Annotated in this window: 20 protein-coding genes and 1 riboswitch; of the genes, 15 read left to right on the top strand and 5 right to left on the bottom strand. The window is 73.0% G+C overall.

The window, feature by feature from the left end:
• Positions 1–53 precede the first annotated feature (53 nt).
• Positions 54–851 carry a PQQ-binding-like beta-propeller repeat protein gene (locus ACZ69M_RS30740; RefSeq protein WP_470054890.1) on the bottom strand — a complete coding sequence of 266 codons (798 nt, stop codon included), beginning with the start codon at positions 849–851 and terminating at the stop codon, positions 54–56.
• Between the two features lie 242 nt (positions 852–1093).
• On the opposite strand from ACZ69M_RS30740, the gene ypfJ reads away from it, so the two are divergent.
• Together ypfJ and ACZ69M_RS30730 are read left to right on the top strand one after the other, a co-directional pair.
• A complete protein-coding gene (ypfJ, locus tag ACZ69M_RS30735) occupies positions 1094–1984 on the top strand; it encodes a KPN_02809 family neutral zinc metallopeptidase (RefSeq protein ID WP_470054888.1) in 891 nt (296 codons plus the stop codon).
• A 147-nt stretch (positions 1985–2131) separates the two neighbouring features.
• A complete protein-coding gene (locus tag ACZ69M_RS30730; protein WP_470054886.1) occupies positions 2132–2545 on the top strand; it encodes a VOC family protein in 414 nt (137 codons plus the stop codon).
• A 34-nt stretch (positions 2546–2579) separates the two neighbouring features.
• Here ACZ69M_RS30730 and ACZ69M_RS30725 read toward each other — a convergent pair whose 3' ends face one another.
• From ACZ69M_RS30725 to ACZ69M_RS30715, 3 genes are all read right to left on the bottom strand, one after another.
• A complete protein-coding gene (locus ACZ69M_RS30725; protein ID WP_470054884.1) occupies positions 2580–3983 on the bottom strand; it encodes a hypothetical protein in 1404 nt (467 codons plus the stop codon).
• A gap of 217 nt (positions 3984–4200) precedes the next feature.
• On the bottom strand, positions 4201–5325 hold the full coding sequence (locus tag ACZ69M_RS30720; RefSeq protein ID WP_470054882.1) for an alpha/beta hydrolase family protein: 1125 nt from the start codon (positions 5323–5325) through the stop codon (positions 4201–4203).
• Between the two features lie 443 nt (positions 5326–5768).
• On the bottom strand, positions 5769–6494 hold the full coding sequence (locus ACZ69M_RS30715; RefSeq protein WP_470054880.1) for a class II aldolase/adducin family protein: 726 nt from the start codon (positions 6492–6494) through the stop codon (positions 5769–5771).
• Positions 6495–6690: 196 nt separating this feature from the next.
• On the opposite strand from ACZ69M_RS30715, the gene ACZ69M_RS30710 reads away from it, so the two are divergent.
• The 10 genes from ACZ69M_RS30710 to cobI all read left to right on the top strand — a co-directional run bounded on the left by ACZ69M_RS30710 (position 6691) and on the right by cobI (position 20370).
• Positions 6691–7443 carry a lysozyme gene (locus ACZ69M_RS30710; protein WP_470054878.1) on the top strand — a complete coding sequence of 251 codons (753 nt, stop codon included), beginning with the start codon at positions 6691–6693 and terminating at the stop codon, positions 7441–7443.
• Between the two features lie 211 nt (positions 7444–7654).
• Positions 7655–8908: an inorganic phosphate transporter gene (locus ACZ69M_RS30705; protein WP_470054876.1), complete on the top strand. Its 1254-nt coding sequence runs from the start codon at positions 7655–7657 to the stop codon at positions 8906–8908.
• 12 nt (positions 8909–8920) lie between these two features.
• Positions 8921–9145, top strand: coding sequence for a hypothetical protein (locus ACZ69M_RS30700; protein ID WP_054232266.1), 225 nt, complete (start codon positions 8921–8923; stop codon positions 9143–9145).
• A 111-nt stretch (positions 9146–9256) separates the two neighbouring features.
• Positions 9257–9397, top strand: a riboswitch (cobalamin riboswitch).
• Positions 9398–9498: 101 nt separating this feature from the next.
• Positions 9499–10455: a cobalamin biosynthesis protein gene (locus ACZ69M_RS30695; protein WP_470054873.1), complete on the top strand. Its 957-nt coding sequence runs from the start codon at positions 9499–9501 to the stop codon at positions 10453–10455.
• On the top strand, positions 10452–11960 hold the full coding sequence (locus ACZ69M_RS30690) for a cobyric acid synthase (RefSeq protein WP_470054871.1): 1509 nt from the start codon (positions 10452–10454) through the stop codon (positions 11958–11960). Before ACZ69M_RS30695 ends, ACZ69M_RS30690 begins: the two co-directional genes overlap by 4 nt.
• Positions 11957–15610, top strand: a complete 3654-nt coding sequence (cobN, locus tag ACZ69M_RS30685; RefSeq protein ID WP_470054869.1) for a cobaltochelatase subunit CobN — start codon at positions 11957–11959, stop codon at positions 15608–15610. The genes ACZ69M_RS30690 and cobN overlap by 4 nt, the downstream gene beginning before the upstream one ends.
• Positions 15607–17646, top strand: a complete 2040-nt coding sequence (locus tag ACZ69M_RS30680; protein WP_470054867.1) for a putative cobaltochelatase — start codon at positions 15607–15609, stop codon at positions 17644–17646. The genes cobN and ACZ69M_RS30680 overlap by 4 nt, the downstream gene beginning before the upstream one ends.
• The gene (cobO, locus tag ACZ69M_RS30675; RefSeq protein ID WP_054232271.1) at positions 17646–18245 is read left to right on the top strand and encodes a cob(I)yrinic acid a,c-diamide adenosyltransferase; all 600 of its coding nucleotides are present in this window, start codon (positions 17646–17648) and stop codon (positions 18243–18245) included. The genes ACZ69M_RS30680 and cobO overlap by 1 nt, the downstream gene beginning before the upstream one ends.
• Positions 18245–19624, top strand: coding sequence for a cobyrinate a,c-diamide synthase (locus tag ACZ69M_RS30670; RefSeq protein WP_470054865.1), 1380 nt, complete (start codon positions 18245–18247; stop codon positions 19622–19624). The genes cobO and ACZ69M_RS30670 overlap by 1 nt, the downstream gene beginning before the upstream one ends.
• Positions 19621–20370, top strand: a complete 750-nt coding sequence (gene cobI, locus ACZ69M_RS30665; protein ID WP_470054863.1) for a precorrin-2 C(20)-methyltransferase — start codon at positions 19621–19623, stop codon at positions 20368–20370. Before ACZ69M_RS30670 ends, cobI begins: the two co-directional genes overlap by 4 nt.
• A gap of 11 nt (positions 20371–20381) precedes the next feature.
• Here the strand turns inward: cobI and ACZ69M_RS30660 are convergent, their stop codons facing one another.
• Positions 20382–21116: a ZIP family metal transporter gene (locus ACZ69M_RS30660; protein WP_403692898.1), complete on the bottom strand. Its 735-nt coding sequence runs from the start codon at positions 21114–21116 to the stop codon at positions 20382–20384.
• Between the two features lie 119 nt (positions 21117–21235).
• Here ACZ69M_RS30660 and cobM point away from each other — a divergent pair, with 119 nt between their 5' ends.
• The 3 genes from cobM to cobJ are packed head-to-tail and all read left to right on the top strand — an operon-like array spanning position 21236 to position 24995.
• Positions 21236–22060, top strand: a complete 825-nt coding sequence (gene cobM, locus ACZ69M_RS30655) for a precorrin-4 C(11)-methyltransferase (protein WP_075026154.1) — start codon at positions 21236–21238, stop codon at positions 22058–22060.
• A complete protein-coding gene (cbiE, locus tag ACZ69M_RS30650; protein ID WP_470054860.1) occupies positions 22057–23307 on the top strand; it encodes a precorrin-6y C5,15-methyltransferase (decarboxylating) subunit CbiE in 1251 nt (416 codons plus the stop codon). The genes cobM and cbiE overlap by 4 nt, the downstream gene beginning before the upstream one ends.
• Entirely contained in the window at positions 23304–24995 is a 1692-nt protein-coding gene (gene cobJ, locus ACZ69M_RS30645) for a precorrin-3B C(17)-methyltransferase (protein ID WP_470054858.1), read from the top strand. The genes cbiE and cobJ overlap by 4 nt, the downstream gene beginning before the upstream one ends.

The following is a 24995-nucleotide window of genomic DNA, read 5'->3' as shown; positions in this document are numbered from 1 at the left end:
CTGAGGACGTTCCCGCCGTCTAATGCGCGAGGAGAATGGCCATGGGCCCCAGTCTAACGGGGCCGTGCAACCACTTTCCGTGGGTGAGCGGGTCCGGCACTGTGACGCTCGCCCTGCCACGCGTTGCCCAGTGGCGTACGGTGCGGGGTGATTCTGCCCAGGTCGTCGACGGCGACGAGCTCGGCGGTCCAGCTGTCGCCGGTGACGCAGGGCTGCGCGATCAGGAGCGCCTCGCCGTGACGCAACGCACGTTCGGGGGCGAAGGAGCAGCCGTACCGGGCGGGCAGCGTCCAGCGCAGGTCGCCGTCGGCGATGCGGTAGGCGGCGACGCGCCGTGGGGTGATCACGGCGAGCATGCGGGGGCCCAGAGACCGCAGCACCCCACTCGCCCCGTGGTCGGCGAGCCACCCCGCGGCCCCGGGAAGGGCCCGGTGCCAGCGCACGGCGCTGCCGTCGCCGCGCGCGGTGTCGGTGACCAGTCCGTCGTCCCACAGCGCGATCGCGTGCCCGCGCGCGGGCAGCACGGCCACCGGACGGCGCCCCTCGCGCGCGTAGGTCCAGCGGGGGTGGCCGGTCGCCCCGTCGTAGGCCTCGACGGCCGCCTTCGTGGCGCGCAGCGGGGGCTGTCGTGTCCCGTGCCCGTGCGCCACGCGCGTGTGGGCGATGAGGCGGTCTCCGTAGGGCGCGGGGCGCGCTTCGTGGGCGGCGGTGAGCAGCAGGGCGACGGCGACGGGGAGCAGGGCGCGGGCGGCGCGGCGGCGGGCGGCGGGGGAACGGAGCCGGGGGGCCGGGGGGTCCGTGGTCGCCGGGGCGGACTGTTGCGCCTTTGCCGCCTCGACCGGCACAGCCATCACCTCGCCCCCATCGGCACCGCTCGCCGCTCCTAGGACCTGTCCGGCCGTCCAGGCGCACGGATCAGGCGCAGAGCGTAGGCGTGGGCGGTCAAAGCGCCCGTCGGGACACGGCGGGCGGCGGGGGCGTGTCGCCCGTTCGGCCCTCCGCCCGGCGCCGGACCCGTGAGGGCGTACGAGGATGGCGCCACGAAGCGAGGTACGCCGAGGTGTGAAGCCGTACGCGGAGGGTGGTGTGCCCCATGCAGTTCGACGACGACGCCGACCTGGACACCTCCGACGTGCAGGATGCGCGCGGCAGCCGGATCCCTGGTGGCAGGGCGACCGTCGGGGGTGGCATCGCGGGTCTGATCGCCCTGATCCTCGGGCTGTTCTTCGGAGTCGGGCCCGAGGAGCTCGGGCTGTCCTCCGGCAACGACCAGCCCGCGGTGACCACTTCCTCGCTCGACCAGCTCAAGCAGACCTGCCGGAAGGGGCGGGACGCGAACGCCAGGGAGGACTGCCGGACAGTGGCGGTGGTCAACAGCGTGCAGGACTTCTGGGCGCAGGAGTTCGCACGACGCGGCGGTACGTACACGCGCTCGCGGACCGTCTTCTTCAGCGGGCGGGTGAACACCGCGTGCGGCACCGCGACCTCGGCGGTCGGGCCCTTCTACTGTCCCGCTGACCGCAAGGTCTATCTGGACCTGGGATTCTTCGACGACCTGCGGACCAAGTTCGGCTCCAGCGGCGGGCCGTTCGCGCAGGCGTACGTGGTGGCGCACGAGTACGGGCACCATGTGCAGGACCTGATGGGGACGCTGGGCAGGGCCCAGAGCGGTGTCACGGGCGCGAGCAGCAACTCGGTGAAGGTGGAGCTGCAGGCGGACTGCTACGCCGGGGTGTGGGCGCACCACGCGACGACGACGAAGGACCCGTCGACGGGCAGGCCGTTGCTCAAGAGCCTCACTCCGGTCGACATCCGGGACGCACTGGACGCGGCGGCCGCCGTCGGCGACGACCGGGTCCAGCGGGAGTTCCAGGGCCGGGTGACCCCGGAGACGTGGACGCACGGTTCGTCCGCGCAGCGGCAGCAGTGGTTCTACCAGGGCTATCGCACCGGCGACATGGCGCAGTGCAACACCTTCCGCTGAGAGGTCGGACGGGGCGAGGAGAAGCCCGCGGATGCGGCGCGTTCCGGGTGGCGTCGGCTCTCCGGGGCGTTGTCAGTGGCCGGTGCAAGACTGGGCAGCGGGTGATATTCCGGCCCAGCAGGACGAGTTCCGGTGGGAGTGATCGGCATGGCAGGTACGGACGGCGGGCGCCCGAGCATCTACCCGACGCTGCTGTACGCGGACGCGAAAGCGGCGATCCGGCAGCTGACGGAGGCCTTCGGTTTCTCGGAGGCCTCGGTGTACGAGAGTGAGGACGGCACGGTGATGCACGCCGAGTTGGTCCAGGGCAACGGCGTGGTGATGCTCGGTTCCAAGGGCCGCGGTGGCGTCTTCGACGGCGCGATGAAGGACGCGGGCCCCGCGGGGGTGTACGTGGTCGTGGACGACGTCGACGCCCACCACCAGCGCGCCCTGGACCACGGCGCGGAGATTCTCATGCCCCCGACCGACCAGGACTACGGCTCGCGGGACTACCTGGCCCGGGACGCCGAGGGCAACATCTGGAGCTTCGGCACGTACGCCCCGGAGATACGGGGCTGACCCCGAGGCCCAGGCCTGATCCGAACGACAGGCCCTAGCTGCCTCCGGTGTGGACCTGGAAGGCGGCGCGGCGTACGGCCTTGGCGAGGGCCGGGTCCGGGTGGGCGGCGGCGAGCGCGACCAGGACCTGGACGGTGCGGGGATGGCCGACGGCGCGCACCTCGTCGAGGAGCACGGGCACGGTGGGCTGTACCGCGGACTCCAGATGGCGCACGAGAAGCGGCGCCTCACCGTGGTCGGCGACGGCGGCGGCGGTGTCGACCCAGAGCCAGGTGGACTCTTCGCGGGTGAGGACCTCGTGGGCGTCCTCCGGGTCGTGGCCGTCGTGCTCGGCGAGCCACAGCAGGGCGTAGGGGCGCAGCCAGGACTCGTCGGCCACGGCGCGTACGTCGGGCTCGGCGGGGGCGCCGACCACGCGCAGCGCTTCGAAGGCGAGGCCGCGGGTGAGGGCGTCCTCGCCGCGGGCGGCTTCGAGGAGTTCGGTGACGGCGCTGCCGACGGGACGGGCGGCGAGCCAGGCGCGGTACTCGGCGCGGGCCGCGTTCGGGCGCAGCTGGGCGCAGCCGCGGAGCATGTCCGAGGCGGGCTGCTCGATGTTCCCCGCGGGGCTCTGCGCGGCGACGCAGATCTGCTCCAGCTTGACCCAGACCGCCCAGCTGCCGAGGGGGGTCAGCGTGGCCTGCCCGTCGGCGCAGGTGAGCGCGCCGACGGAGGCGAGCGCGTGCAGGGCCCAGTCGAGGAGGGGATCGAGGGGGGCGTCCGCGATCTCGGCGGCCTCCGCGACGGGCTCCGGCTGAGGGCCGTAGGGGATTTCGCAGCGCTCGGTGCGCAGTTCGGTGACGCGCTGTTCGAGGAGGTCGAGGAGCTGCTCCATGGGGACGGGCCCGGCGGAGAGCTGGAGGAAGGAGAGCACCTGGGGCATCGCGGAGACGACCTCGGCGACGGCGGAGGCCTCGCGGTCGGCCGGCTCGGGGTGGGCGAGCGACCAGGCGTCGAAGAGGGCGACCCAGCCGCGCAGGACGGCGCTGTCGTCGCGGTTCCAGGCGCGCAGTCGCCAGCCGGGGCGGGCGATGTCGCCGTGCACCTCGACGAGGCCGGCGAGGCGTGCGGTGTCCCAGTCCGCGCGGACCTGAGCCGGGGTCAGGCCCAACTCCTCGGCGGCCCGTTCCGCGGTCGCGTCGGCGAGGGTGCCCTTGCCGTCGGGGGTCGCGCCGTCGCTCCCCGGGCCGAGCGAGGCGTCGGCCCAGCGGGCGACACGGGCCGCGGCGGCGAGGCCGGTGCGGGCCATGCGGGCCAGTTCAGCGGGGGGCGGGGTGCCCTCGGGGGGCCGGGGTGCGGGTCGGCGCGAGCTGCGCTGGGTCACCGCTCGAGGGGCGGAAGCCAGGGGGCGCGAGCGGACGATTCGGAGCCTGGAGTCGCGCGGGTTACGGGACGTCACGGGTGCAGTCTTCCGGTTGACGGTCCGAAAACCCAAACGGAATGTCACAGCAGGCGACAGGGGTGGCCAATGGACAGGGTTCCGAGGGGGCTCGACACGTGTGAGCGAAGCCTCACACGAGTTGACCGGGGCCCAACCGGAAGCCTTGGGGGGCGGCTCCGCCGGAGGGCCCTGCGGGGTGGCTCCGCCGGGGCATGCGGTCGTAGGGACGGGGTGGCTACATCAGAGGGGTGAGGAAGCGGCGTAGGGCCTCTTCGTAGTGGGGGGCGGCGTTCCACATGGCGCCGTGGGAGGCGTTCGGGACCGTGTGCAGGGTGACCAGGTCCGGGCGGCTCTCGGCGAGGCGGCGCGAGGGGCCCCAGGGGGCGATGGTGTCGTCCGGGCCGTGCACGATCAGGGTCGGGACCTTGAGCTGGCCGGGGTCGGCGGCCTCCTGGATGCGGTCGCCGTAAAGACCGGTGCGGCCCTGCGCGGCACGGACCGCGAGGGGCAGCAGGGCGCTGGGCGTGTGGCGGGCCGAGGCGAGGGCGCGCAGCGTGGCTCCCCAGTCGAGGACGGGCGAGTCCAGGATCAGCCCGGAGATCCGCTCGCGCAGGGCGGAGTGCGCCGCGGTGCGCAGGGCCATGGTGGCGCCGATCGACCAGCCGTACAGGACGATCTGGTCGGCGCCGTAGCGCACGGCGTAGCGCACGGCGGCGTCCAGGTCGCGCCACTCCGTCTCGCCGAGGTGGCTGAGGCCGTCCGGGGAGCGGGGTGCGCCGAGGTCGCCGCGGTAGGCGAGGTCGAGCACGGGCAGCTGGTTGCGGTGCAGGAACTCCATCACGTTCATGGGGTGCTCGCGGGTGGTGCCGAGCCCGTGCGCCGTGATCACCCAGGTGTCGCGGGTGCCGGGCACGAACCAGGCGGGCAGCGGGCCGAGCTCGCCGGGGACGTCCACGTCGGCGTGGTCGAGACCGAGGGCGCTGCTGGGGTTGCCGATGTGCAGGTTCGGCGTGAGCCATGCCTTGTCGCCGGGCTCCAGGGTGCCGTGGGTGACGCGTTCGAGGCGGCGTACGACCGTGTCGGCGGTGTGGCGTGCGTCGTCCAGGACGGGACCGACGACCGCGTGGGAGCCGTCGCCCGTGAGGCCGTACCGTCCCGGGCGCAGGGAGGCCAGGTCGCGGGTGAGCGTGATCCGGCCCGCGGCCGTGGAGTGCACGGTGAGCCGGGGCTCGGTGGGCAGTGGCCTGCCGGGCGGCGCCTTCAGTGCGGCGTCGCTGGCGAACCGGCCCGCCGCCACGGAGGCTGCGCCCGCGGCGAGGGCTACAGTGACGGCCGCGGCCGTCGCTTTGACAGTACGCACGGGTTCAGTCTCCCGGCGCGGCCCCCGGTCGGCCAGCCGGGAGCGGGCGGTGGACTCCCGCCTCGGAGTGCGCGGGCTCACTCTCCGGCACCGCGCGCACCGGGACCGCCCGGCCGGTACAAACCACACCGCCGGGTCGGTACGCCGCACCACCAGATCCGGTACCACCGCACCAGCGGGTCGGTACGCCGCGCCGCCAGATCCGGTACCACCGCACCGCCAGGTCGGCACAACCCACACCACCAGGTCCAGTGCCACCGCACGAGCGAGTCGGTACGCCGCACCACCAGATCCGGTACCACCGCACCGCCAGGTCGGCACAACCCACACCACCAGATCCAGTGCCACCGCACGAGCGAGTCGGTACGCCGCACCACCAGATCCGGTACCACCGCACGAGCGGATCGGTACGCCGCACCGCCAGGTCGGTACGCCGCGCCGGATCAGCGGGGTCCGGCCCCGCCGTCCTGTCCGTAGCGTCCCAGCCGCTCCCCCGCCTCGACCGCCTGTTCCGGCGAGAGCAGCGTCGGGGACAGGCCGGGCACGGACGACGCCAGGAGCCAGACGCGGGACATCCACTCCAGTTGGGCGGTGCGGTCGAACGCCTGGGACAGCGAGGCTCCGTAGGCGATGGTGCCGTGGTTCTGGAGAAGGCAGGCCGTGCGGCCGGTGAGGGCCTGGAGCATGTTCTCGGCCAACTCCGGGGTGCCGTAGGTCGCATAGGGGGCAACTCGGACCGGTCCGCCGAGGGCGCCCGCCATGTAGTGGATCAGGGGGAGTTCGGGGACGAGGGTCGAGACGGCCGTCGCGTGCGCGGCGTGGGTGTGGACGACGGCCCGCGCGTCGGTGGCGCGGTGGATCGCGAGGTGCATCGGCAGTTCGCTCGTCGGAACGAGCGAACCGAGGACCTGCCGGCCCTCGAGGTCCACCCCGACGGCGTCTTCGGGCCCCAGCCGGTCGTAGGGCACTCCGGTCGGTGTGACCAGGACCGTGTCGCCGACCCGGACGGAGACGTTGCCCGACGTACCGACGACAAGCCCGTCGGCCACCGTCCGGCGGGCCGTCGCGACGAGCTCGCCCCACGCGGCCGCCACCTCCCGCTCGCGCGCGCCCGGCGCGCTCTCCCCCACGTCCCGCGCTTCCCGTGCGTCCCGCCGCTGCTCAGCCATGGGGCGATCCTGCCAGGCAGGGACGTCAACCCCCTGTCGGTGAGGGCACTTTAGGGCGGAAGACAAGCGTCCGTAAGGGTACATAGCTGTACATATCGCCCTCCCGGGGTGATTGGCTGGCGATCGACGGGCTTTCAACGATCTTCCAATAACCTCTGGGGGATTTGTCACGCACGTCGCCATTCCGGGGGGAAACATGGCTCGTGACCACAAACCACTTCTTCGCCGTGCCCGCGTCCGCGCGGCGGCGGCCGCCGTGGCGGCGCTCACCGCCGCGGGGACCGTCCTCGCCGGGACCCCGGTCGCCGCGGCGGCCAAACCCAAGGGCCACGACGTCTCCTCGCACCAGAAGAACGTCGACTGGCAGAGCGCGAAAGCGAAGGGCGCCCGGTTCGTCTATGTGAAGGCGACCGAGTCCCACACGTACCGCAATCCGTACTTCGGCCGGCAGTACGACGGAGCGCGCGACGCGGGGATCCTGCGCGGCGCCTACCACTTCGCGGTGCCGGACAAGTCGTCCGGCGCCACCCAGGCCGCGTACTTCGTGCGCAACGGCGGCGCCTGGCGCGCGGACGGCTGGACGCTGCCGCCCGCGCTCGACATGGAGTACAACCCGTACGACAAGAAGCACAAGTGCTACGGCCTGAGCAAGGCCAGGATCGTGAGCTGGATCCAGGCGTTCAGTGACGAACTCGAACGGGAGACCGGTCGCCGTCCCGTCATCTACACGACCACCCACTGGTGGAACACCTGCACCGGCGGCAGCGGCGCCTTCGCCGCGAACCACGCCCTCTGGCTCGCCCGCTACGACTCGGCGGACACGGGCGCGTTGCCGGCCGGCTGGTCGACGTGGACGTTCTGGCAGTACGACAACAGCGGGACGCTCCCGGGTGACCAGAATCTCTTCAACGGATCCATGAGCCGACTCAAGCAGTTCGCCGCGGGCTAGAAGCCCTCCAACCACCTCCGGCGGAACCCGATATTCCGCCTCCGTTCGAACACCTGGTAAACCGTCGGGCCGCCCTCCCGCACACTGGTCATCACAAGCGGAGGGGCGGTCCACCGTTTGATACACCCCGACGCCCGCCCCAGTTCATCTTCCGTTCACTCAGGTTGCCTACGGTCCACCTGCCACTGACGTCCAACAGAAGCCTGGGTAAATGGAACACATCACGCTCCTCCTCGGAATCGTGATCGTCACCGCTCTCGTGTTCGATTTCACGAACGGTTTCCACGACACTGCCAACGCGATGGCGACCACCATCTCGACCGGCGCTCTGAAGCCCAAGACGGCGGTGGCCATGTCCGCCGTGCTGAACCTCGTCGGCGCCTTCCTCTCCGTGGAGGTCGCCAAGACGATCTCCGGCGGGATCATCAACGAAGAGGGCATACGCGTCCAGGTGATCTTCGCGGCGCTCGTCGGCGCCATCCTCTGGAATCTGCTGACCTGGCTTCTGGGTCTGCCCTCCAGCTCCTCCCACGCACTGTTCGGCGGCCTGATCGGCGCCGCGGTCATGTCGGCCGGCTGGTCGTCGGTGAACGGCTCGACCGTCGTCACCAAGGTGCTGATCCCCGCGGTCGCCGCGCCCATCGTGGCCGGACTCGCCGCGACGCTGGCCACCCGGCTCACCTACCGGATCGGCAACCGCGCCGACGAGAAGGCGACCGCCAAGGGCTACCGCGCCGGCCAGATCGCCTCCGCCGGCCTGGTCTCCCTGGCGCACGGCACCAACGACGCCCAGAAGACGATGGGCATCATCACCCTCGCCCTGGTCACCGGCGGCGTCATCGCCCCGGGTTCGAACCCCCCGCTGTGGGTCATCGTCTCGGCCGGTACGGCCATCGCGCTCGGCACCTACCTGGGCGGCTGGCGCATCATCCGCACCCTGGGCAAGGGCCTCACGGACCTCGCGCCGCCGCAGGGCTTCGCCGCCCAGACCAGCGCCGCGACGGCCATCCTGGCCTCCTCGCACATCGGCTTCTCCCTCTCCACCACCCAGGTCTGCTCCGGCGCCGTGATGGGCTCGGGCCTCGGCCGCAAGGGCGGCGTGGTCCGCTGGTCGACCGCGACCCGGATGTTCGTCGCCTGGGTCCTGACCCTGCCGGCCGCCGGTCTGGCCGGTGCCTCCGCCGAGTTCCTCACCAAGCAGGGCACCTGGGGCATCGTCCTCACCGGCGCGCTGCTCGTCGCCGGCGCCGGCACCATCTGGAAGCTCTCCCGCCGCCAGCCGGTCACCGTCGACAACGTCAATGCCATCGACTACGGCACCGCCGAACCCGCGGGCGTCGTCACCGCCGCTGTCGCCGCCGTCACCCCGCCGCCCGCGGGCCCCGTCACCGGCGGCCTGTCCGGCGACCTGAAGACCACCATCCCGTCCCCGGACGCGGAGCCCACCCGCCCGGCCACGGTGTAAGGACAGAACAGCATGCACATCGACTGGGCAGCCCTCGGCTCCGTCTTCGGAGTCAGCCTCGTGACCACCGTCGGCCTCGTCGGCCTCTTCACCCTCGGCATCGTCGGACTCTCCAAGCGCGAGTCCGCGTCCGCCCAGGGCGGCTCCGCGACCCTCGCGGTCACCGGCGCGTACGTCTGCTTCGCGGCGTGCGCCGCGGCGGTGGCGTACGGCATCTTCCTGATCGTCGGCAAGTAACCCAAAACGGGCGCCACTTCACGTGGGGTGCGGGACGGATCACCGTCCCGCACCCCACCTGTATGTGGGCCTTCGCACACTCTCCCCGCGCAGGTCAACAGCAAGTTGACGGGTCTTCCAACCCGTGGTGGACTGCCGGAGCCAAGTACGGCGACAGAAGAGGAAGCCGGTGTGAATCCGGCGCGGTCCCGCCACTGTGACCGGGGAAGGAACTCCCCGGGAGCCAGGAACTCTCCCCGCCGGTCTCGTCGAACCAGGGCGCGGACACCCTGAGTGAGGACATAACGCCATGTGCGGCTGCCCAAGTGCCCTGCTAGCGACGGTTCCACCCGACCTTACGGTCGGCTGACCCCGTGCGTGCCGATCGCGTCTTCGCGTACGGCGCCACCGCCGGCCTCCTCGGTGACCTGCTGCTCGGCGATCCCCGCCGGGGGCATCCGGTCGCCGCGTTCGGGCGGAGCGCGGCAGCCGTGGAGCGGGCGCTGTGGCGGGACCACCGCGGGTGGGGCGCGCTGCACACCGCCGTGTGTGTGGGAGGTGCCGCCGGACTCGCCGCCGTCGCTTCCCGTGCCGTACGCCCCTCACGTGCCGCGTCCCTCGCACTGACGGCCGCCGCCACCTGGGCCGTCGTCGGGGGCACCACACTCGGGCGGGAGGCCCGGGCGATCGGTGACGCCCTCGCGGACGGGGAGACCGGGATCGCCAGGGAGCGGCTGCCGCATCTGTGCGGACGGGATCCCCAGGCCCTCGGCGCCGACGGCATCGCGCGCGCCGTCGTGGAGTCCGTCGCCGAGAACACCTCCGACGCCGTGGTGGGCGCCCTGGTGTGGGGCGCCGTGGCCGGAGTCCCCGGGCTCGTGGGCTTTCGGGCCGTCAACACCCTTGACGCCATGGTCGGTCACAGGTCGCCCAGGTACCGGCGGTACGGGTGGGCCTCGGCTCGGCTCGACGACGTCGCCGGGTGGCCGGGGGCTCGTCTCACCGCCGTGCTCGCCGCCGTCGCGGGTGACAGCCCCCGAGGGGCCCTGCGAGCCTGGCGCGCCGACGCCGTCAAGCATCCGAGCCCCAACGCCGGGCCCGTGGAGGCCTCGTTCGCGGGGGCGCTCGGGGTGCGCCTGGGCGGCACCCTCTCCTACGGCGGGCGCGTCGAGCACCGGCCCGAGCTCAACGGCGCCGGACGCGCCGTGCACGTCAACGACATCGAGCGGGCCGTACGGCTGTCACGCCGTGTCGGCTGGCTCGCCCTCGGCGTGAGCGCCGGCGGGCGGCTGCTCGTACAGAGGCTTCTCAGGAAGGGGCGTACGTCATGAGCGGAGGGCTGCTCGTCGCCGGGACCACCTCCGACGCGGGCAAGAGTGTCGTGACCGCCGGGATCTGCCGGTGGCTGGTGCGCCAAGGCGTCAAGGTCGCGCCCTTCAAGGCGCAGAACATGTCGCTGAACTCGTTCGTGACGCGCGAGGGCGCCGAGATCGGGCGCGCGCAGGCCATGCAGGCACAGGCCGCCCGGGTGGAGCCGACCGCGCTCATGAACCCCGTGCTGCTCAAGCCGGGCAGCGACCGCAGCAGTCAGGTCGTCCTCATGGGCAGGCCCGTGGGTGAGATGACGGCCCGTGGCTACCACGGCGGGCGTCAGGAAGCCCTGCTCACCACCGTGCTGGACTGTCTCGCCGAGTTGCGGGGCACGTATGACGCGGTGATCTGTGAGGGGGCCGGCAGTCCTGCCGAGATCAATCTGCGGCGGACCGACATCGTGAACATGGGGATCGCGCGCAATGCGCGGCTGCCCGTGCTCGTCGTCGGCGACATCGACCGCGGGGGTGTGTTCGCCTCGTTCTTCGGGACGGTCGCGCTGCTGTCGCGCGAGGACCAGGAGTTCGTCGCCGGGTTCCTCGTCAACAAGTTCAGGGGGGACGTCTCCCTGCTGGAGCCGGGGCTCGACATGCTCCACGGCCTCACCGGGCGGCGTACGTACGGCGTCCTGCCGTTCCGGCACGGCCTCGGCATCGACGAGGAGGACGGGCTGCGGGTGTCGTTGCGGGGAGCGGTCCGGGAGTCCCAGGTCACCTCCCCCGTCGGCGAGGACGTGCTGCGCGTCGCCGTCTGCGCGATCCCGCTGATGTCCAACTTCACGGACGTGGACGCGCTGGCCGCCGAGCCGGGTGTCGTCGTGCGGTTCGTGGACCGGGCCGAGGAGCTGGCCGACGCCGATCTCGTCGTCGTCCCCGGGACCCGGGGGACGGTCAAGGCGCTGGAGTGGCTGCGGACGCGCGGACTCGCGGACGCCATCCTGCGCCGAGCGGCCGAAGGGCGGCCCGTGCTGGGCATCTGCGGCGGATTCCAGCTCCTCGGCGAGCACATCGAGGACGAGGTCGAGTCGCGCGCCGGTCATGTCGACGGGCTCGGACTCCTGCCGGTCCGTGTGCGGTTCGCACGCGAGAAGACCCTGACCCGGCCCGTCGGGGAGGCGCTCGGCGAGCACGTCGAGGGCTACGAGATCCATCACGGCGTCGCCGATGTGACGGGCGGTGAACCGTTCCTGGACGGGTGCCGGGTCGGCGCCGTCTGGGGCACGCACTGGCACGGCTCGCTGGAGTCGGACGGCTTCCGGCGCGCCTTCCTGCGCGAGGTGGCGGCCGCCGCGGGCCGTCGTTTCGTGCCGGCCGCCGACACGTCGTTCGCGGCGCTGCGCGAGGAGCAGCTCGACCGGCTCGGCGATCTGATCGAGGAACACGCGGACACGGACGCGCTGTGGCGGCTCATCGAGTCGGGCGCGCCGCAAGGACTGCCTTTCATTCCACCGGGAGCGCCCGCATGAGCACAGTGTTGTTGTTGTCGACCGCCGACACCGATCTGCTGGCGGCGCGTGCCTCCGGCGCCCCGTACCGGATCGGCAACCCCACCCGGGTGGACGTCGAGGGCGAACTGCCGTCCCTCGTCGAGGGCGCGGACATCGCCGTCGTACGACTCCTGGGCGGCAAGCGTGCCTGGGAGGAGGGCCTGCGGAAGCTGAAGGCCTCGGGCATCCCCACCGTGCTGCTCGGCGGGGAGTCCGTACCCGACGCCGAACTGATGGCGGAGTCGTCCGTGCCCGCCGGTGTCGTCGCCGAGGCGCTGCGTTACCTGGTCGAGGGCGGCCCGGACAACCTCACCGAGCTGGCCCGGTTCCTGTCCGACACCGTGCTGCTGACGGGTGAGGGCTTCGAGGAGCCGCGGAAGATGCCGGAGTACGGCGTCCACGGCGAGCGCGCCTTCGTCGAGGGCCGCCCGACCGTCGGCGTGCTCTTCTACCGGGCCCACCAGCTGTCCGGCAACACCGCGTTCGTGGACACGCTGTGCGACGCGATCGAGGCGCGCGGCGCCAACGCGCTGGCCGTGTACTGCGGTTCGCTGCGCGGCGCGGACGCGGGCCTGTACGAGATCCTCGGCACGGCGGACGCGCTGGTCGCCACCGTGCTCGCGGCGGGCGGCACGCACGCCTCGGAGGCGTCCGCGGGCGGCGACGAGGAGGCCTGGGACATCGGCGCGCTCGCCGACCTGAACGTCCCCGTGCTGCAAGGGCTCTGCCTGACCTCGTCCAGGAGTGCCTGGGACGCGTCGGACGCCGCCCTCTCCCCCATGGACGCGGCGATGCAGGTCGCGATCCCCGAGTTCGACGGCCGTCTGATCACCGTCCCCTTCTCCTTCAAGGAGCAGGGCCCCGACGAGGTGCCGGTCTACGTCGCCGACCCCGAGCGGGCCGCGCGCGTCGCCGGAATCGCCGTACGGCACGCCCGGCTGAAGCACAAGCCCAACGCCGACAAAAAGCTGGCGCTCGTCTTCACCGCCTATCCGACCAAGCACTCCCGCGTCGGCAACGCGGTCGGCCTCGACACGCCCGCCTCGGCGGTACGGGTGCTCGACGCGCTGCGGGACGCCGGGTACGTCGTCGAAGGGCACCCGGACAACGGCGACGAGTTGATCCACCGGCTCATCAACGCCGGTGGCCACGACGTCGAATGGCTCACGGAGGAACAGCTGGCCGCCGCGCCCGCACGGGTGCCGCTGGCCGACTACCGGGCCTGGTTCGACAAGCTGGACCCGGAACTCAAGCGAGGCATGCTGGACGCGTGGGGCGAGCCGCCCGGCTCCCTCTACGTCGACGGCGACGACATCGTGCTCGCGTCCCTGCAGTTCGGGAACGTCGTCGTGATGATCCAGCCGCCACGCGGCTTCGGCGAGAACCCGATCGCGATCTACCACGACCCGGACATGCCTCCGTCGCACCACTACATGGCCGCGTACCGCTGGCTCGAAAACAGCTTCGGCGCCGACGCCGTCGTGCACATGGGCAAGCACGGCACGATGGAATGGCTGCCGGGCAAGGGCCTCGGGCTCAGCGGCGGCTGCGCGCCGGACGCCGTCCTCGGTGAACTCCCGCTCATCTACCCCTTCATCGTCAACGACCCCGGCGAGGGCACCCAGGCCAAGCGGCGCGGCCACGCCACGGTCGTCGACCACCTCGTGCCGCCGATGGCCCGCGCCGACACCTACGGCGACCTGGCCAAGCTGGAGCAGCTCCTCGACGAGTACGCGCTGGTGTCCGACCTGGACCCGACGAAGGCCCCGGCCGTCCGCGCGCAGATCTGGACGCTGGTCAAGGCGGCCGAACTCCACCACGACCTGCATGTGGAGGACCAGCCGGACGACGCGGCGTTCGACGAGTTCGTGATGCACATCGACGGCTATCTGTGCGAGATCAAGGACGTGCAGATCCGCGACGGTCTGCACATCCTCGGCGGCGGCCCGGAGGCCGAGCCGCGCGTCAACCTCGTGCTGGCCGTGCTGCGCGCCTCCCAGGTGTGGGGCGGCACCGCGAACGCGCTGCCGGGGCTGCGGGCCTGCCTCGCCGAGTACTTCGGCCTGGTCGAGAAGGAACTGCTCGCCGAGCCGGGCGCGCCGGTGAAGGTGCCGGTCGAGCTGACGGACCTCGTCGAGGGGCCGGCGCGGACCGGAGCCGACGCGATCGACCTGCTGGAGCAGCTGTGCCGCCGGATGGCCGAGGGCATGGAGGAGCGCGGCTGGGTGACGTCCGAGAGCGCCGCTCTCGTACGGGAGGTGCTGGGCGTCGAACTCCCCGACGCCGTCGCGGTGCTGGAGTTCGCCTGCCGTGAGGTCGTGCCGCGCCTGGCCCGGACGACGGACGAGATCACCCACATCCTGCGTGCCCTGGACGGCGGTTACGTCCCCGCGGGCCCGTCGGGCTCACCGACCCGCGGGCTGGTGAACGTCCTGCCGACCGGCCGCAACTTCTACTCCGTCGACCCCAAGGCGATCCCGTCCAGGCTGAGCTGGGAGGTCGGGCAGTCGCTCGCCGACTCCCTGGTGCAGCGGTACCTTCAGGACACGGGCGAGTACCCGAAGTCCGTCGGTCTGACGGTCTGGGGCACGTCCGCGATGCGCACCCAGGGCGACGACATCGCCGAGATCCTCGCACTGCTCGGCTGCCGCCCGGTCTGGGACGACGCCTCGCGCCGCGTGACCGGTTTCGACGTGGTGGGCCTGGCGGAGCTGGGCCGGCCGCGCATCGACGTCACGGTCCGCATCTCCGGCTTCTTCCGGGACGCGTTCCCGCACGTCGTGGGCCTGATCGACGACGCGGTGCGCGCGGTGGCCGAGCTGGACGAGCCCGCCGATCGCAACTACGTCCGCGCGCACGCCGACGAGGACACCGCCGAGCACGGCGACCGGCGCCGCGCCACCTCACGCATCTTCGGCTCCAAGCCGGGCGCGTACGGTGCCGGGCTCCTCCCCCTGATCGACGCCCGCAACTGGCGCTCCGACGCGGACCTCGCCGAGGTGTACGCGGTGTGGGGCGGCTACGCGTACGGGCGCGGGCTGGACGGGCGGGCGGCGCGCGGGGACATGGAGATCGCGTTCCGGCGCATCGCCGTCGCCGCGAAGAACGTCGACACCCGTGAGCACGACCTCGTCGACGCCGACGACTACTTCCAGTACCACGGCGGCATGGTCGCGATGGTCCGGCACCTGACGGGCGCGAGCCCGGAGGCGTACGTCGGCGACTCGGCCGTACCGGACCAGGTGAAGACCCGCACGCTGGGCGAGGAGACCCACCGCGTCTTCCGCGCCCGGGTCGTCAACCCGCGCTGGATGGCCGCCATGCGGCGGCACGGCTACAAGGGCGCCTTCGAGATGGCGGCGACCGTCGACTACCTCTTCGGGTACGACGCCACCGCCGGGGTCGTGGACGACTGGATGTACGAGAAGCTCAGCGCGGAGTACGTCTTCGACGCGGAGAACCGGGACTTCATGAAGAAGTCCAACCCGTGGGCGCTGCGCGGCATCACGGAACGGCTCCTCGAGGCCGCCGACCGGGGGCTGTGGGCCGAGCCGGACGCGGACACGCTGGAGCGGCTGCGTGCCACCTATCTGGAGCTCGAAGGCGACTTGGAGGGCGACGCCCAGTGAGTACCCCGTTCCCGTTCACGGCCGTGGTCGGCCAGGACGACCTGCGGCTCGCGCTGCTGCTGAACGCCGTGTCGCCCGCCGTGGGCGGTGTGCTCGTCCGCGGTGAGAAGGGCACGGCCAAGTCCACGGCCGTACGGGCCCTGTCGGCGCTCATGCCGGGGGTGGACGTCGTCGCCGGGTGCCGGTTCTCGTGCGATCCGGCCGGGCCCGACCCGGCCTGCCCCGACGGTCCGCACGAGCCGGGCGCCTTCGAGACCCGGCCGGCCCGCATGGTCGAGCTGCCCGTCGGTGCCTCCGAGGACCGGCTCGTGGGCGCGCTCGACATCGAGCGGGCGCTCGCGGAGGGCGTGAAGGCCTTCGAACCGGGGCTGCTGGCCGACGCGCACCGCGGGATCCTGTACGTCGACGAGGTCAACCTCCTCCACGACCACCTGGTCGACCTGCTCCTTGACGCCGCCGCCATGGGCGCCTCGTATGTCGAGCGCGAGGGTGTTTCCGTACGGCACGCGGCACGCTTCCTGCTCGTCGGGACCATGAACCCCGAAGAGGGCGAGCTGCGGCCGCAGTTGCTCGACCGGTTCGGGCTGACCGTCGAGGTGGCCGCCTCCCGGGAGCCCGATCAGCGGGTCGAGGTCGTGCGGCGCAGGCTCGCCCACGACGACGACCCGGCGGGCTTCGCGGCGCGCTGGGCCGACGAGGAGTCCGCCGTACGGGCCCGGATCGTGGCGGCGCGGCAGCTGCTGCCGTCCGTGCGGCTCGGGGACCCGGCGCTGCGGCAGATCGCGGCGACCTGCGCGGCCTTCGAGGTGGACGGCATGCGGGCCGACATCGTCATGGCACGGACCGCGACCGCGCTCGCCGCGTGGGCGGGACGGACCGACGTGCTGGCGGAGGACGTACGTCAGGCCGCGCTGCTCGCGCTGCCGCACCGGCGGCGGCGCAACCCCTTCGACGCGCCGGGGCTCGACGAGGACAAGCTCGACGAGACGCTGGAGGAGTTCGGGGGATCGGACGAGGATTCGTCCCAGGAGGGTTCTTCCGACGACGATCCGGACGGGGACCCGGATCCGGACGGGCCCGGTGGGGGTGGGCAGCCGCCTCAGGACGGGCCGGACGGCGACTCCCCCGCCGGTGACGTCCCGGCGCGGGGCGAGCCCTCGGACGACGAGCGGGCGCCGGGCGCACAGGGCGCCGGTGAGCAGTCCCCCGTACGGGCCGCCGAACCCTTCCGCACGAAGGTGCTGAGCGTGCCGGGGCTCGGCGAGGGCGCGGCCGGGCGGCGTTCGCGGGCGCGCACCGAGCACGGACGGACCACCGGGTCGCGGCGCCCCCAGGGGGCGCTCACCAAGCTGCACCTGGCGGCGACCGTGCAGGCGGCGGCGCCCCATCAGCGGGCGCGGGGGCGGTCGGGGCGCGGTCTCGTCGTACGGCGGGACGATCTGCGCCAGGCCACCCGGGAGGGGCGTGAGGGCAACCTCGTGCTGTTCGTGGTGGACGCCTCCGGGTCGATGGCGGCGCGGCAGCGGATGAGTGCCGTCAAGGGCGCGGTGCTGTCGCTGCTGCTCGACGCGTACCAGCGGCGGGACAAGGTGGGGCTCGTGACCTTCCGGGGGTCTGCGGCCGACGTGGCGCTGCCGCCCACCTCGTCCGTGGACGCGGCCGCCGCCCGCCTCGAGTCGCTGCCCACGGGCGGGCGGACGCCGCTCGCGGCCGGGCTGCTGCGCGCGCACGACGTGCTGCGGGTCGAGCGGCTGCGGGATGCCGCCCGAAGGCCGTTGGTCGTCGTGGTGACCGACGGGCGGGCCACCGGCGGCCCTGAGCCCGTCGCGCTCGCCGAACGGGCGGCGCGGCTGTTCGCGGCCGACCAGGTCGCCTCCGTGGTCGTCGACTGCGAGGCGGGGCCCGTGCGGCTCGGACTCGCGGGGCGGCTCGCGGGTGAACTGGGCGGCACGGCGGTGACGTTGGACGAGTTGCGGGCCGACGCGATCGCCGGGCTCGTACGCGATGTGCAGGGGACTTCGAGGAGGGCCGCGTAATGCCGCAGGGGCAGCCGAGTGTCGTACCGGAGGACGGGCTGACGACGCGTCAGCGCCGTAACCGGCCGCTGGTCGTGGTGCACACGGGGATCGGGAAGGGCAAGTCCACCGCCGCCTTCGGGCTGGCGCTGCGCGCCTGGAACCAGGGGTGGCCCATCGGGGTGTTCCAGTTCGTCAAGTCGGCGAAGTGGAAGGTCGGGGAGGAGAACGCGCTGCGCGTGCTCGGCGCCTCCGGCGAGGGCGGGTCCGTCGACTGGCACAAGATGGGCGAAGGGTGGTCGTGGGTGCAGCGCGACTCCCAGATGGACAACGAGGAGAAGGCCCGCGAGGGCTGGGAGCAGGTCAAGCGTGACCTCGCCGCCGAGACGTACAAGCTGTACGTGCTGGACGAGTTCGCCTACCCCATGCACTGGGGCTGGGTGGACGTCGACGAGGTCGTCGCCGTGCTGCGGGACCGGCCCGGGACCCAGCATGTCGTGATCACCGGACGCAACGCTCCCGAGAAGCTCGTCGAGTTCGCGGATCTCGTGACGGACATGTCCAAGGTCAAGCACCCGATGGACGCCGGCCAGAAGGGCCAGAGGGGCATCGAGTGGTGATGTCCGTCCCTCGGCTGGTCATCGCCGCGCCCTCGTCCGGGAGCGGAAAGACCACCGTTGCCACGGGGCTGATGGCGGCCTTCGCCTCACGGGGGCTCGCCGTGTCCCCGCACAAGGTGGGGCCCGACTACATCGACCCCGGGTACCACGCGCTCGCCACCGGGCGCGTGGGGCGGAACCTCGACGCGTATCTGTGCGGCACGGAGTTGATCGCGCCGCTGTTCGCGCACGGGGCGCGCGGCTGCGATCTCGCGGTCGTCGAAGGGGTGATGGGGCTGTACGACGGGGCCGCCGGGGAGGGTGAGCTCGCGTCCACGGCGCAGGTGGCGAAGTTGCTGCGGGCGCCGGTGGTGCTGGTCGTCGACGCGTCGTCGCAGTCCCGGTCGGTGGCCGCGCTGGTGCACGGGTTCGCTTCCTGGGATCCCGAGGTGCGGGTCGCGGGGGTGATCCTCAACAAGGTGGGGTCCGAGCGGCACGAGTCGATGCTGCGGGAGGCTCTCGACGCGTCCGGGGTGCCGGTGCTCGGTGCCTTGCGGCGCGCTCCGCAGGTGGACACGCCTTCTCGGCACCTGGGGTTGGTCCCGGTTGCCGAGCGGCGCGCGGACGCCGTGGACGCCGTGGGGGCGATGGCCGAGCAGGTGCGGCGCGGGTGTGATCTGGACGCCTTGTACGCGTTGGCGCGTGGTGCGGGTGAGCTGGCGGGTGCGGCGTGGGATGCGGCCGAGGTGCTCGCTGCCCGAACGCCGGACGGGCCGAAGGACCAAGCTCCCACCGGGGTGAAGAGGGTGGCCGTTGCCGGTGGGGCCGCCTTCACCTTCTCCTACGCCGAGCATGCCGAGTTGCTGGCCGCCGCGGGAGCCGAAGTCGTCGCCTTCGACCCGCTGCGGGACGAGCAACTGCCGGACGGCATCGGCGGGTTGGTCATCGGTGGGGGGTTTCCCGAGGTGTACGCGCCCGAGCTGTCCGCCAACGAGCCGTTGCGCAAGGCCGTGGCCGAGCTGGCGTTCGGCGGGGCGCCCGTCGCCGCCGAGTGTGCCGGGCTGCTGTATCTCTCGCGCGAGCTCGACGGGCAGCCCATGTGCGGCGTGCTCGACGTCTCGGCCCGGATGAGTGAGCGGCTCACCCTGGGCTACCGGGACGCGGTGGCCGTGAGTGACAGCGCGCTCGCCGTCGCCGGGACGCGGATGCGGGGGCACGAGTTCCACCGGACCGTCGTCGAGCCGGCCGCCGGGGCGGCTCCCGCCTGGGGGGTGCGCGCCCCTGAGCGGCGCGTCGAAGGTTTCGTACAACAAGGTGTGCACGCGAGTTATCTGCACACGCACTGGGCGGCACGGCCCGGTGTCGCCCGTCGGTTCGTGGAGAGGTGCCGGACGTCATGAGCAGCAAGCTGATCGGAATCGGGGTCGGTCCCGGTGACCCGGAGCTGGTGACCGTCAAGGGCGTCAACGCGCTGCGTGCCGCCGAGGTCGTGGTCGTACCGGTGATGGCCGCGCCCGATGGAAAGGACGGCGGGGAGCCGGGGCGGGCGGAGGCCACCGTCCTGCACTACGTGCCCGGGGAGAAGGTCGTCCGCGTCGTGTTCGCGCTCAACGAGCGGACCGACCGGGGGCGGCGCGAGGCCGCCTGGGACGCCGCGGGCACGCGGGTCGCGGAGCTGCTCCGGCGGCACGCGTCCGTCGCCTTCGCGACCATCGGCGATCCGAACGTGTACTCGACCTTCACCTATCTCGCGCAGACCATCGGGGAACTGGTGCCCGGCACGGTCGTCGAGACCGTGCCCGGTATCACCGCCATGCAGGATCTGGCGGCGCGGTCCGGCGCCGTGCTCACGGAAGGGACCGAGCCGCTCACCCTCGTTCCGGTGACCGCCGGGGCCGCCGTGCTCAAGGACGCCCTCAACGGGCCCGGGACCGTCGTCGCGTACAAGTTCGGGCGGCAGGCGCAGGAGGTCGCGGAGGCGCTGCGGGTGACGGGGCGGCTCGACGACGCCGTGTGGGGGTCCGCGCTCGGGCTGGAGGGCGAGTCCATCCGGCCCGCCGCCGACCTCGACGGCGGACCGCTGCCGTACCTCTCCACCCTCATCGCGCCCGCCCGGCGCGACGGCACACGCGGCGGGAAACTGTGAGCCCGGGAAGATCACCCGCTTCCGGCGAGACCCACCACCAGCCAGATGAACCCCGCCCCCGCGATCGTGCACAGCAGGGTCGAGCGGGCCGGGTGCTCGTGGTGCGCCTCGGGGAGGATCTCGGCGGCGGCGAGGTACAGCAGTACGCCGCCGAAGAGGCCGAGATAGCCGCCGAGCGCCTTCTCCGGGATGGTGAAGAACAGGGTCGAGGCGGCGCCGATCACCGGGGCCACCGCGTCCGCGAACAGCATCGTGATCGCCTTGCGACGCGCGTTCCCGTACAGGCTCGTGATCGTGTACGTGTTGAAGCCGTCCGCGAAGTCGTGGGCGATCACCGCGAGCGCGACCGCAAGGCCCATGCCGCCGCCGACCTGGAAGGCGGCGCCGATCGCGACGCCGTCCATGGCGCTGTGCCCGACCATCGCCGCGGCGGCCGTCAGGCCCACCTCGGGCGCGCGTCCGTCGTGCTCCTCGCCGCCGTGCGCGGCCTGCCGGGCGGCCAGCAGACGTTCCACCAAATGGGCCAGCAGGAACCCGGCGACGAACAGCAGCAGGGCCGCCGGCACACCGAACACCTCCTCACCCGCCGCGTTCAGCGCCTCCGGGAGCAGGTCCAGGCCGACCACGCCGAGCATCAGCCCGCCCGCCAGGCCCAGCACCAGATGGCGGCGGTCGGTGACCCGCTGTGCCGTCCAGCCGCCGGCCAGCGTCATCAGGAACGCGCCGAGCGCGACGAAGACCGCCATGAACCCTTCGTATCCGATCGCACCCCGTTCGCGCACATCCGGCGACAACCTCGCACTCACTGACGCGCCCACCGACTTCTCGCAGCACCCGATTCATCCGTAGGAGAGGACCGATTCCCATGGCCGATGCCCCCACCGGCAAGGTGACCATCGTCGGGGCAGGGCCCGGCGCCGCCGACCTGCTGACGTTCCGCGCCGCGCGCGCCATCGCCGAGGCCGACGTCGTGATCTGGGCGGCCAGCCTGGTGCAGGCCGAGGTCCTCGAGCACGCGCGCGAGGGGGCGGAGATCCTGGACTCGGCGACGATGTCCCTGGAGGACGTCGTGGCCGTGTACGAACGGGCGGCGGCCGACGGGCTGAAGGTGGCCCGCATCCACTCCGGCGACCCGGCCCTGTGGGGCGGTACGCAGGAGCAGCTGGACCGGTGTGCGGACCTCGGCGTCGAGACCGAGATCATTCCCGGCGTCTCCTCCTTCTCCGCCGTGGCCGCGCTCGCCCAGCGCGAGCTGACGATCCCCGAGGTCGCGCAGTCCGTGATCCTCACCCGGCTCGGCGGCGGCAAGACGCCCATGCCGCCCGGCGAGGAGGTGCGGGAGTTCGCGCGGCACGGCACGACCATGGCGCTGTTCCTGTCGGCCGCCCGCAGCGGACAGCTCGTACGGGAGCTGCTGGAGGGCGGCTATCCGACGTCCACGCCGGTCGTGGTCGCCTACCAGGCGACCTGGCCGGAGGAGCTGATCGTGAAGTGCACGATCGAGACGCTGGAGGAGACCGTCAAGGAGCACAAGCTCTGGAAGCACACCCTCTTCCTGGTCGGCCCCGCCCTCGACGCGACCGGCACCCGCTCGCACCTCTACCACCCCGGCCACTTCCACGGCTTCCGCAGGGCCGATCCGCAGGCGCGCGCGGAGCTGCGCGCGGCCCGCAAGGGCAGTCCTTCGTGATCACCGTCTTCGGTACGGGGACGGGGGCACCGCTCCCCACGGACGCCTCGGACGCGCTGGCCGAGGCCGGGCTCGTCGTGGGCGCCCGACGCCATCTGGCGGCCGCGCGGCTGCCGGACGCGATGGAGCGGATCGTCCTCGGGCCGCTCGCGCCCGCCCTTGACGCGATCGAGGGATGCCTGGAAAAGGAGCGGCGTGTCGTCGTGCTCGCCTCCGGTGACCCCGGGTTCTTCGGGATCGTGCGGGCGCTGGCCGAGCGGTTCGGGGCCGAGCGGCTGGACGTGCGCCCCGGTGTCTCGTCCGTCGCGACCGCCTTCGCGCGGCTCGGGCTGCCCTGGGACGACGCGGTGGTGGTGAGCGCCCACGGGCGCGCGCTGCGCACAGCCGTCCAGGTCTGCCGCTCCCACCCGAAGGTGGCGGTGCTGACCGGCCCCGGCTCCGGGCCCGCCGAGCTGGGCGCCGCCCTCGTCCACCCCCGCGCCGGGCGCGTCCTCGTCGTGGCGAGCGCCCTCGGCGACCCCGCACACGAGCGGGTCGAGCGGGTCACCCCGGCTCAGGCCGCGGGCCGCGACTGGGGCACGGCGGTGAGTGTCGTCCTGTGCCTCGACGAGTCGCGGGCCCTCGTCCCCGTGCGGACGGTCGCCGGACCCCCGGCCGGACCCGACCGGTGGGCTCTGGACGAGCGCGAGTTCACCCACCGCGACTCGATGATCAGCAAGTTCGAGGTGCGGGCGCTGGCGCTGGCCCGGCTCGGGCCGCGCCTCGGCGAGCAGGTCTGGGACGTCGGCGCGGGCTCCGGCTCCGTCGCCGTGGAGTGCGCGCGGTTCGGGGCCGCCGTCACCGCGATCGAGAAGACACGGGACGGCTGCGACCGGATCCTCGCCAACGCCGAGGCGCACGGCGTCGACGTCCGGGTGGTGCACGGGGCCGCGCCGACCGTGCTGTCCGACCTGGACGATCCGGACGCCGTGTTCATCGGCGGCGGGGGGCGCGAGCTGCCCGCCATCGTGACCGTCTGCGCGCGGCGGGCCCGACGGGCCGTCGTCGTCGCCATGGCCGCGCTCGACCGGGTGCCGGCGGCCCGGGAGGCGCTGACCGCCGCCGGGTTCGACTGCGACGGCGTACTGCTGCAGTCCTCCCGGCTCGCGCCGCTGCCGGGGAACGTCACCCGGCTCGCGGCCACCAACCCCGTTTTTCTGCTGTGGGGCGTCCGGCCTCCGGCACGTACCGAAGGAGTCCACCAGTGATCGGCCTGATTTCCGCCACGGCGGCGGGCACGGCGGCCCGTGACCGGCTGGCCGCGGCCTGGCCCACCCGTACGCGGGTGTACGACGGGTCCGTCGGGGACGCCGTGCGGCGGGCCTTCGCGGAGTGCGACCAGTTGGTGTGCTTCCTCGCCACGGGCGCGGTGGTGCGGCTGATCGCGCCGCTGCTGGGCGACAAGACGTCCGACCCGGGGGTCGTGTGCGTGGACGAGGGCGGCCGGTTCGCCGTGTCGCTCGTCGGCGGTCATGGCGGCGGCGCCAATGAACTCGCCCGCGAGGTGGGCGAGTTGCTGGGGGCCGAGCCGGTGGTGACGACGGCGACGGACGCGGTCGCGGTGCCGGGTCTCGACACGCTCGGCTTCCCCGTGGAGGGGGAGGTCGCCGCGGTCACCCGGGCGCTGCTGGACGGCGAACCCGTCGCTCTGCGGGCCGACCTGGCGTGGCCGTTGCCGCCCCTGCCGGTCGCGACGGAGGGCACGTACGGCATTCGGGTCACCGACCGGGCCGTGGCGCCCGGCGAGCGCGAGGTGGTGCTGCGGCCGCCCTCCCTCGTGGTGGGGGTCGGCGCGTCCAAGGGCGCCCCGGTGGCGGAGATCCTCGGCCTCGTCGAGGACGTGCTCCGTGACGCCGGGCTGTCCGCGAGGTCCGTCGCGGAGCTGGCCACCGTCGACGCCAAGGCCGAGGAGCCCGGCATCATCGAGGCCGCCGGACGGCTCGGGGTGCCCGTGGTGACGTACACCGCCGAGGAGTTGGCGACGGTGGACGTGCCGAACCCCTCGGACGCGCCGCTCACCGCCGTCGGCACCCCCTCCGTTGCGGAGGCCGCCGCCCTCGCACGCGGCGGTGAACTCCTCGTACCCAAGCGGAAGTCGACGCGTGCGGACGGGCGGCCCGCGATGGCCACCTGTGCCGTCGTGCGCCGCGTGGCGCGCGGCCGGCTCGCGGTGGTCGGGCTCGGGCCCGGTGCCCGTGACCTGCTCACCCCGCGGGCGAAGGAGGAGCTGCGGCGGGCGTCGGTGCTCGTCGGGCTCGACCAGTACGTCGACCAGATCCGCGATCTGCTGCGGCCCGGCACCCGGATCCTGGAGTCCGGGCTCGGAGCCGAGGAGGAGCGGGCGCGCACGGCGGTCGCCGAGGCACGGCGCGGGCAGGCCGTCGCGCTGATCGGCAGCGGGGACGCGGGCGTGTACGCGATGGCGTCACCGGCACTGGCCGAGGCGTCCGACGACATCGACGTGGTCGGGGTGCCGGGCGTGACCGCCGCGCTCGCGGCCGGAGCGATCCTGGGCGCGCCACTGGGCCACGACCACGTGTCGATCAGCCTCTCCGACCTGCACACACCGTGGGAGGTCATCGAGCGCCGGGTGCGGGCCGCCGCCGAGGCCGACATCGTCGTGACCTTCTACAACCCGCGCAGCCGGGGCCGTGACTGGCAGCTCCCGAAGGCGCTCACGATCCTCGCCGAGCACCGGGAGCCGACGACGCCGGTCGGGGTCGTGCGCAACGCCTCCCGGCCGGACGAGTCGAGCCGGGTGACGTCGCTGGGGTCCCTGGATCCGGCGATCGTCGACATGATGACCGTGGTGACCGTGGGCAACACGGCGACGCGTGAGATCGCCGGGCGCATGGTGACACCGCGCGGCTACCGCTGGCAGAAGGAGCCCAAGTGA

The sequence above is a fragment of the Streptomyces sp. NPDC107454 genome (genome assembly GCF_055582885.1).
Note: the sequence above shows the minus strand (reverse complement) of the source record. Positions and strands in the feature narration are given on the sequence as shown.

What these genes read in the sequence shown, in the direction of transcription:
- ACZ69M_RS30740 (WP_470054890.1), bottom strand. Translation starts at nt 851, where the DNA reads ATGGCTGTGCCGGTCGAGGCGGCAAAGGCGCAACAGTCCGCCCCGGCG.
- ypfJ (WP_470054888.1), top strand. Translation starts at nt 1,094, where the DNA reads ATGCAGTTCGACGACGACGCCGACCTGGACACCTCCGACGTGCAGGAT.
- ACZ69M_RS30730 (WP_470054886.1), top strand. Translation starts at nt 2,132, where the DNA reads ATGGCAGGTACGGACGGCGGGCGCCCGAGCATCTACCCGACGCTGCTG.
- ACZ69M_RS30715 (WP_470054880.1), bottom strand. Translation starts at nt 6,494, where the DNA reads ATGGCTGAGCAGCGGCGGGACGCACGGGAAGCGCGGGACGTGGGGGAG.
- ACZ69M_RS30710 (WP_470054878.1), top strand. Translation starts at nt 6,691, where the DNA reads ATGGCTCGTGACCACAAACCACTTCTTCGCCGTGCCCGCGTCCGCGCG.
- ACZ69M_RS30705 (WP_470054876.1), top strand. Translation starts at nt 7,655, where the DNA reads ATGGAACACATCACGCTCCTCCTCGGAATCGTGATCGTCACCGCTCTC.
- ACZ69M_RS30700 (WP_054232266.1), top strand. Translation starts at nt 8,921, where the DNA reads ATGCACATCGACTGGGCAGCCCTCGGCTCCGTCTTCGGAGTCAGCCTC.
- ACZ69M_RS30690 (WP_470054871.1), top strand. Translation starts at nt 10,452, where the DNA reads ATGAGCGGAGGGCTGCTCGTCGCCGGGACCACCTCCGACGCGGGCAAG.
- cobN (WP_470054869.1), top strand. Translation starts at nt 11,957, where the DNA reads ATGAGCACAGTGTTGTTGTTGTCGACCGCCGACACCGATCTGCTGGCG.
- cobO (WP_054232271.1), top strand. Translation starts at nt 17,646, where the DNA reads ATGCCGCAGGGGCAGCCGAGTGTCGTACCGGAGGACGGGCTGACGACG.
- ACZ69M_RS30670 (WP_470054865.1), top strand. Translation starts at nt 18,245, where the DNA reads ATGTCCGTCCCTCGGCTGGTCATCGCCGCGCCCTCGTCCGGGAGCGGA.
- cobI (WP_470054863.1), top strand. Translation starts at nt 19,621, where the DNA reads ATGAGCAGCAAGCTGATCGGAATCGGGGTCGGTCCCGGTGACCCGGAG.
- ACZ69M_RS30660 (WP_403692898.1), bottom strand. Translation starts at nt 21,116, where the DNA reads ATGGCGGTCTTCGTCGCGCTCGGCGCGTTCCTGATGACGCTGGCCGGC.
- cobM (WP_075026154.1), top strand. Translation starts at nt 21,236, where the DNA reads ATGGCCGATGCCCCCACCGGCAAGGTGACCATCGTCGGGGCAGGGCCC.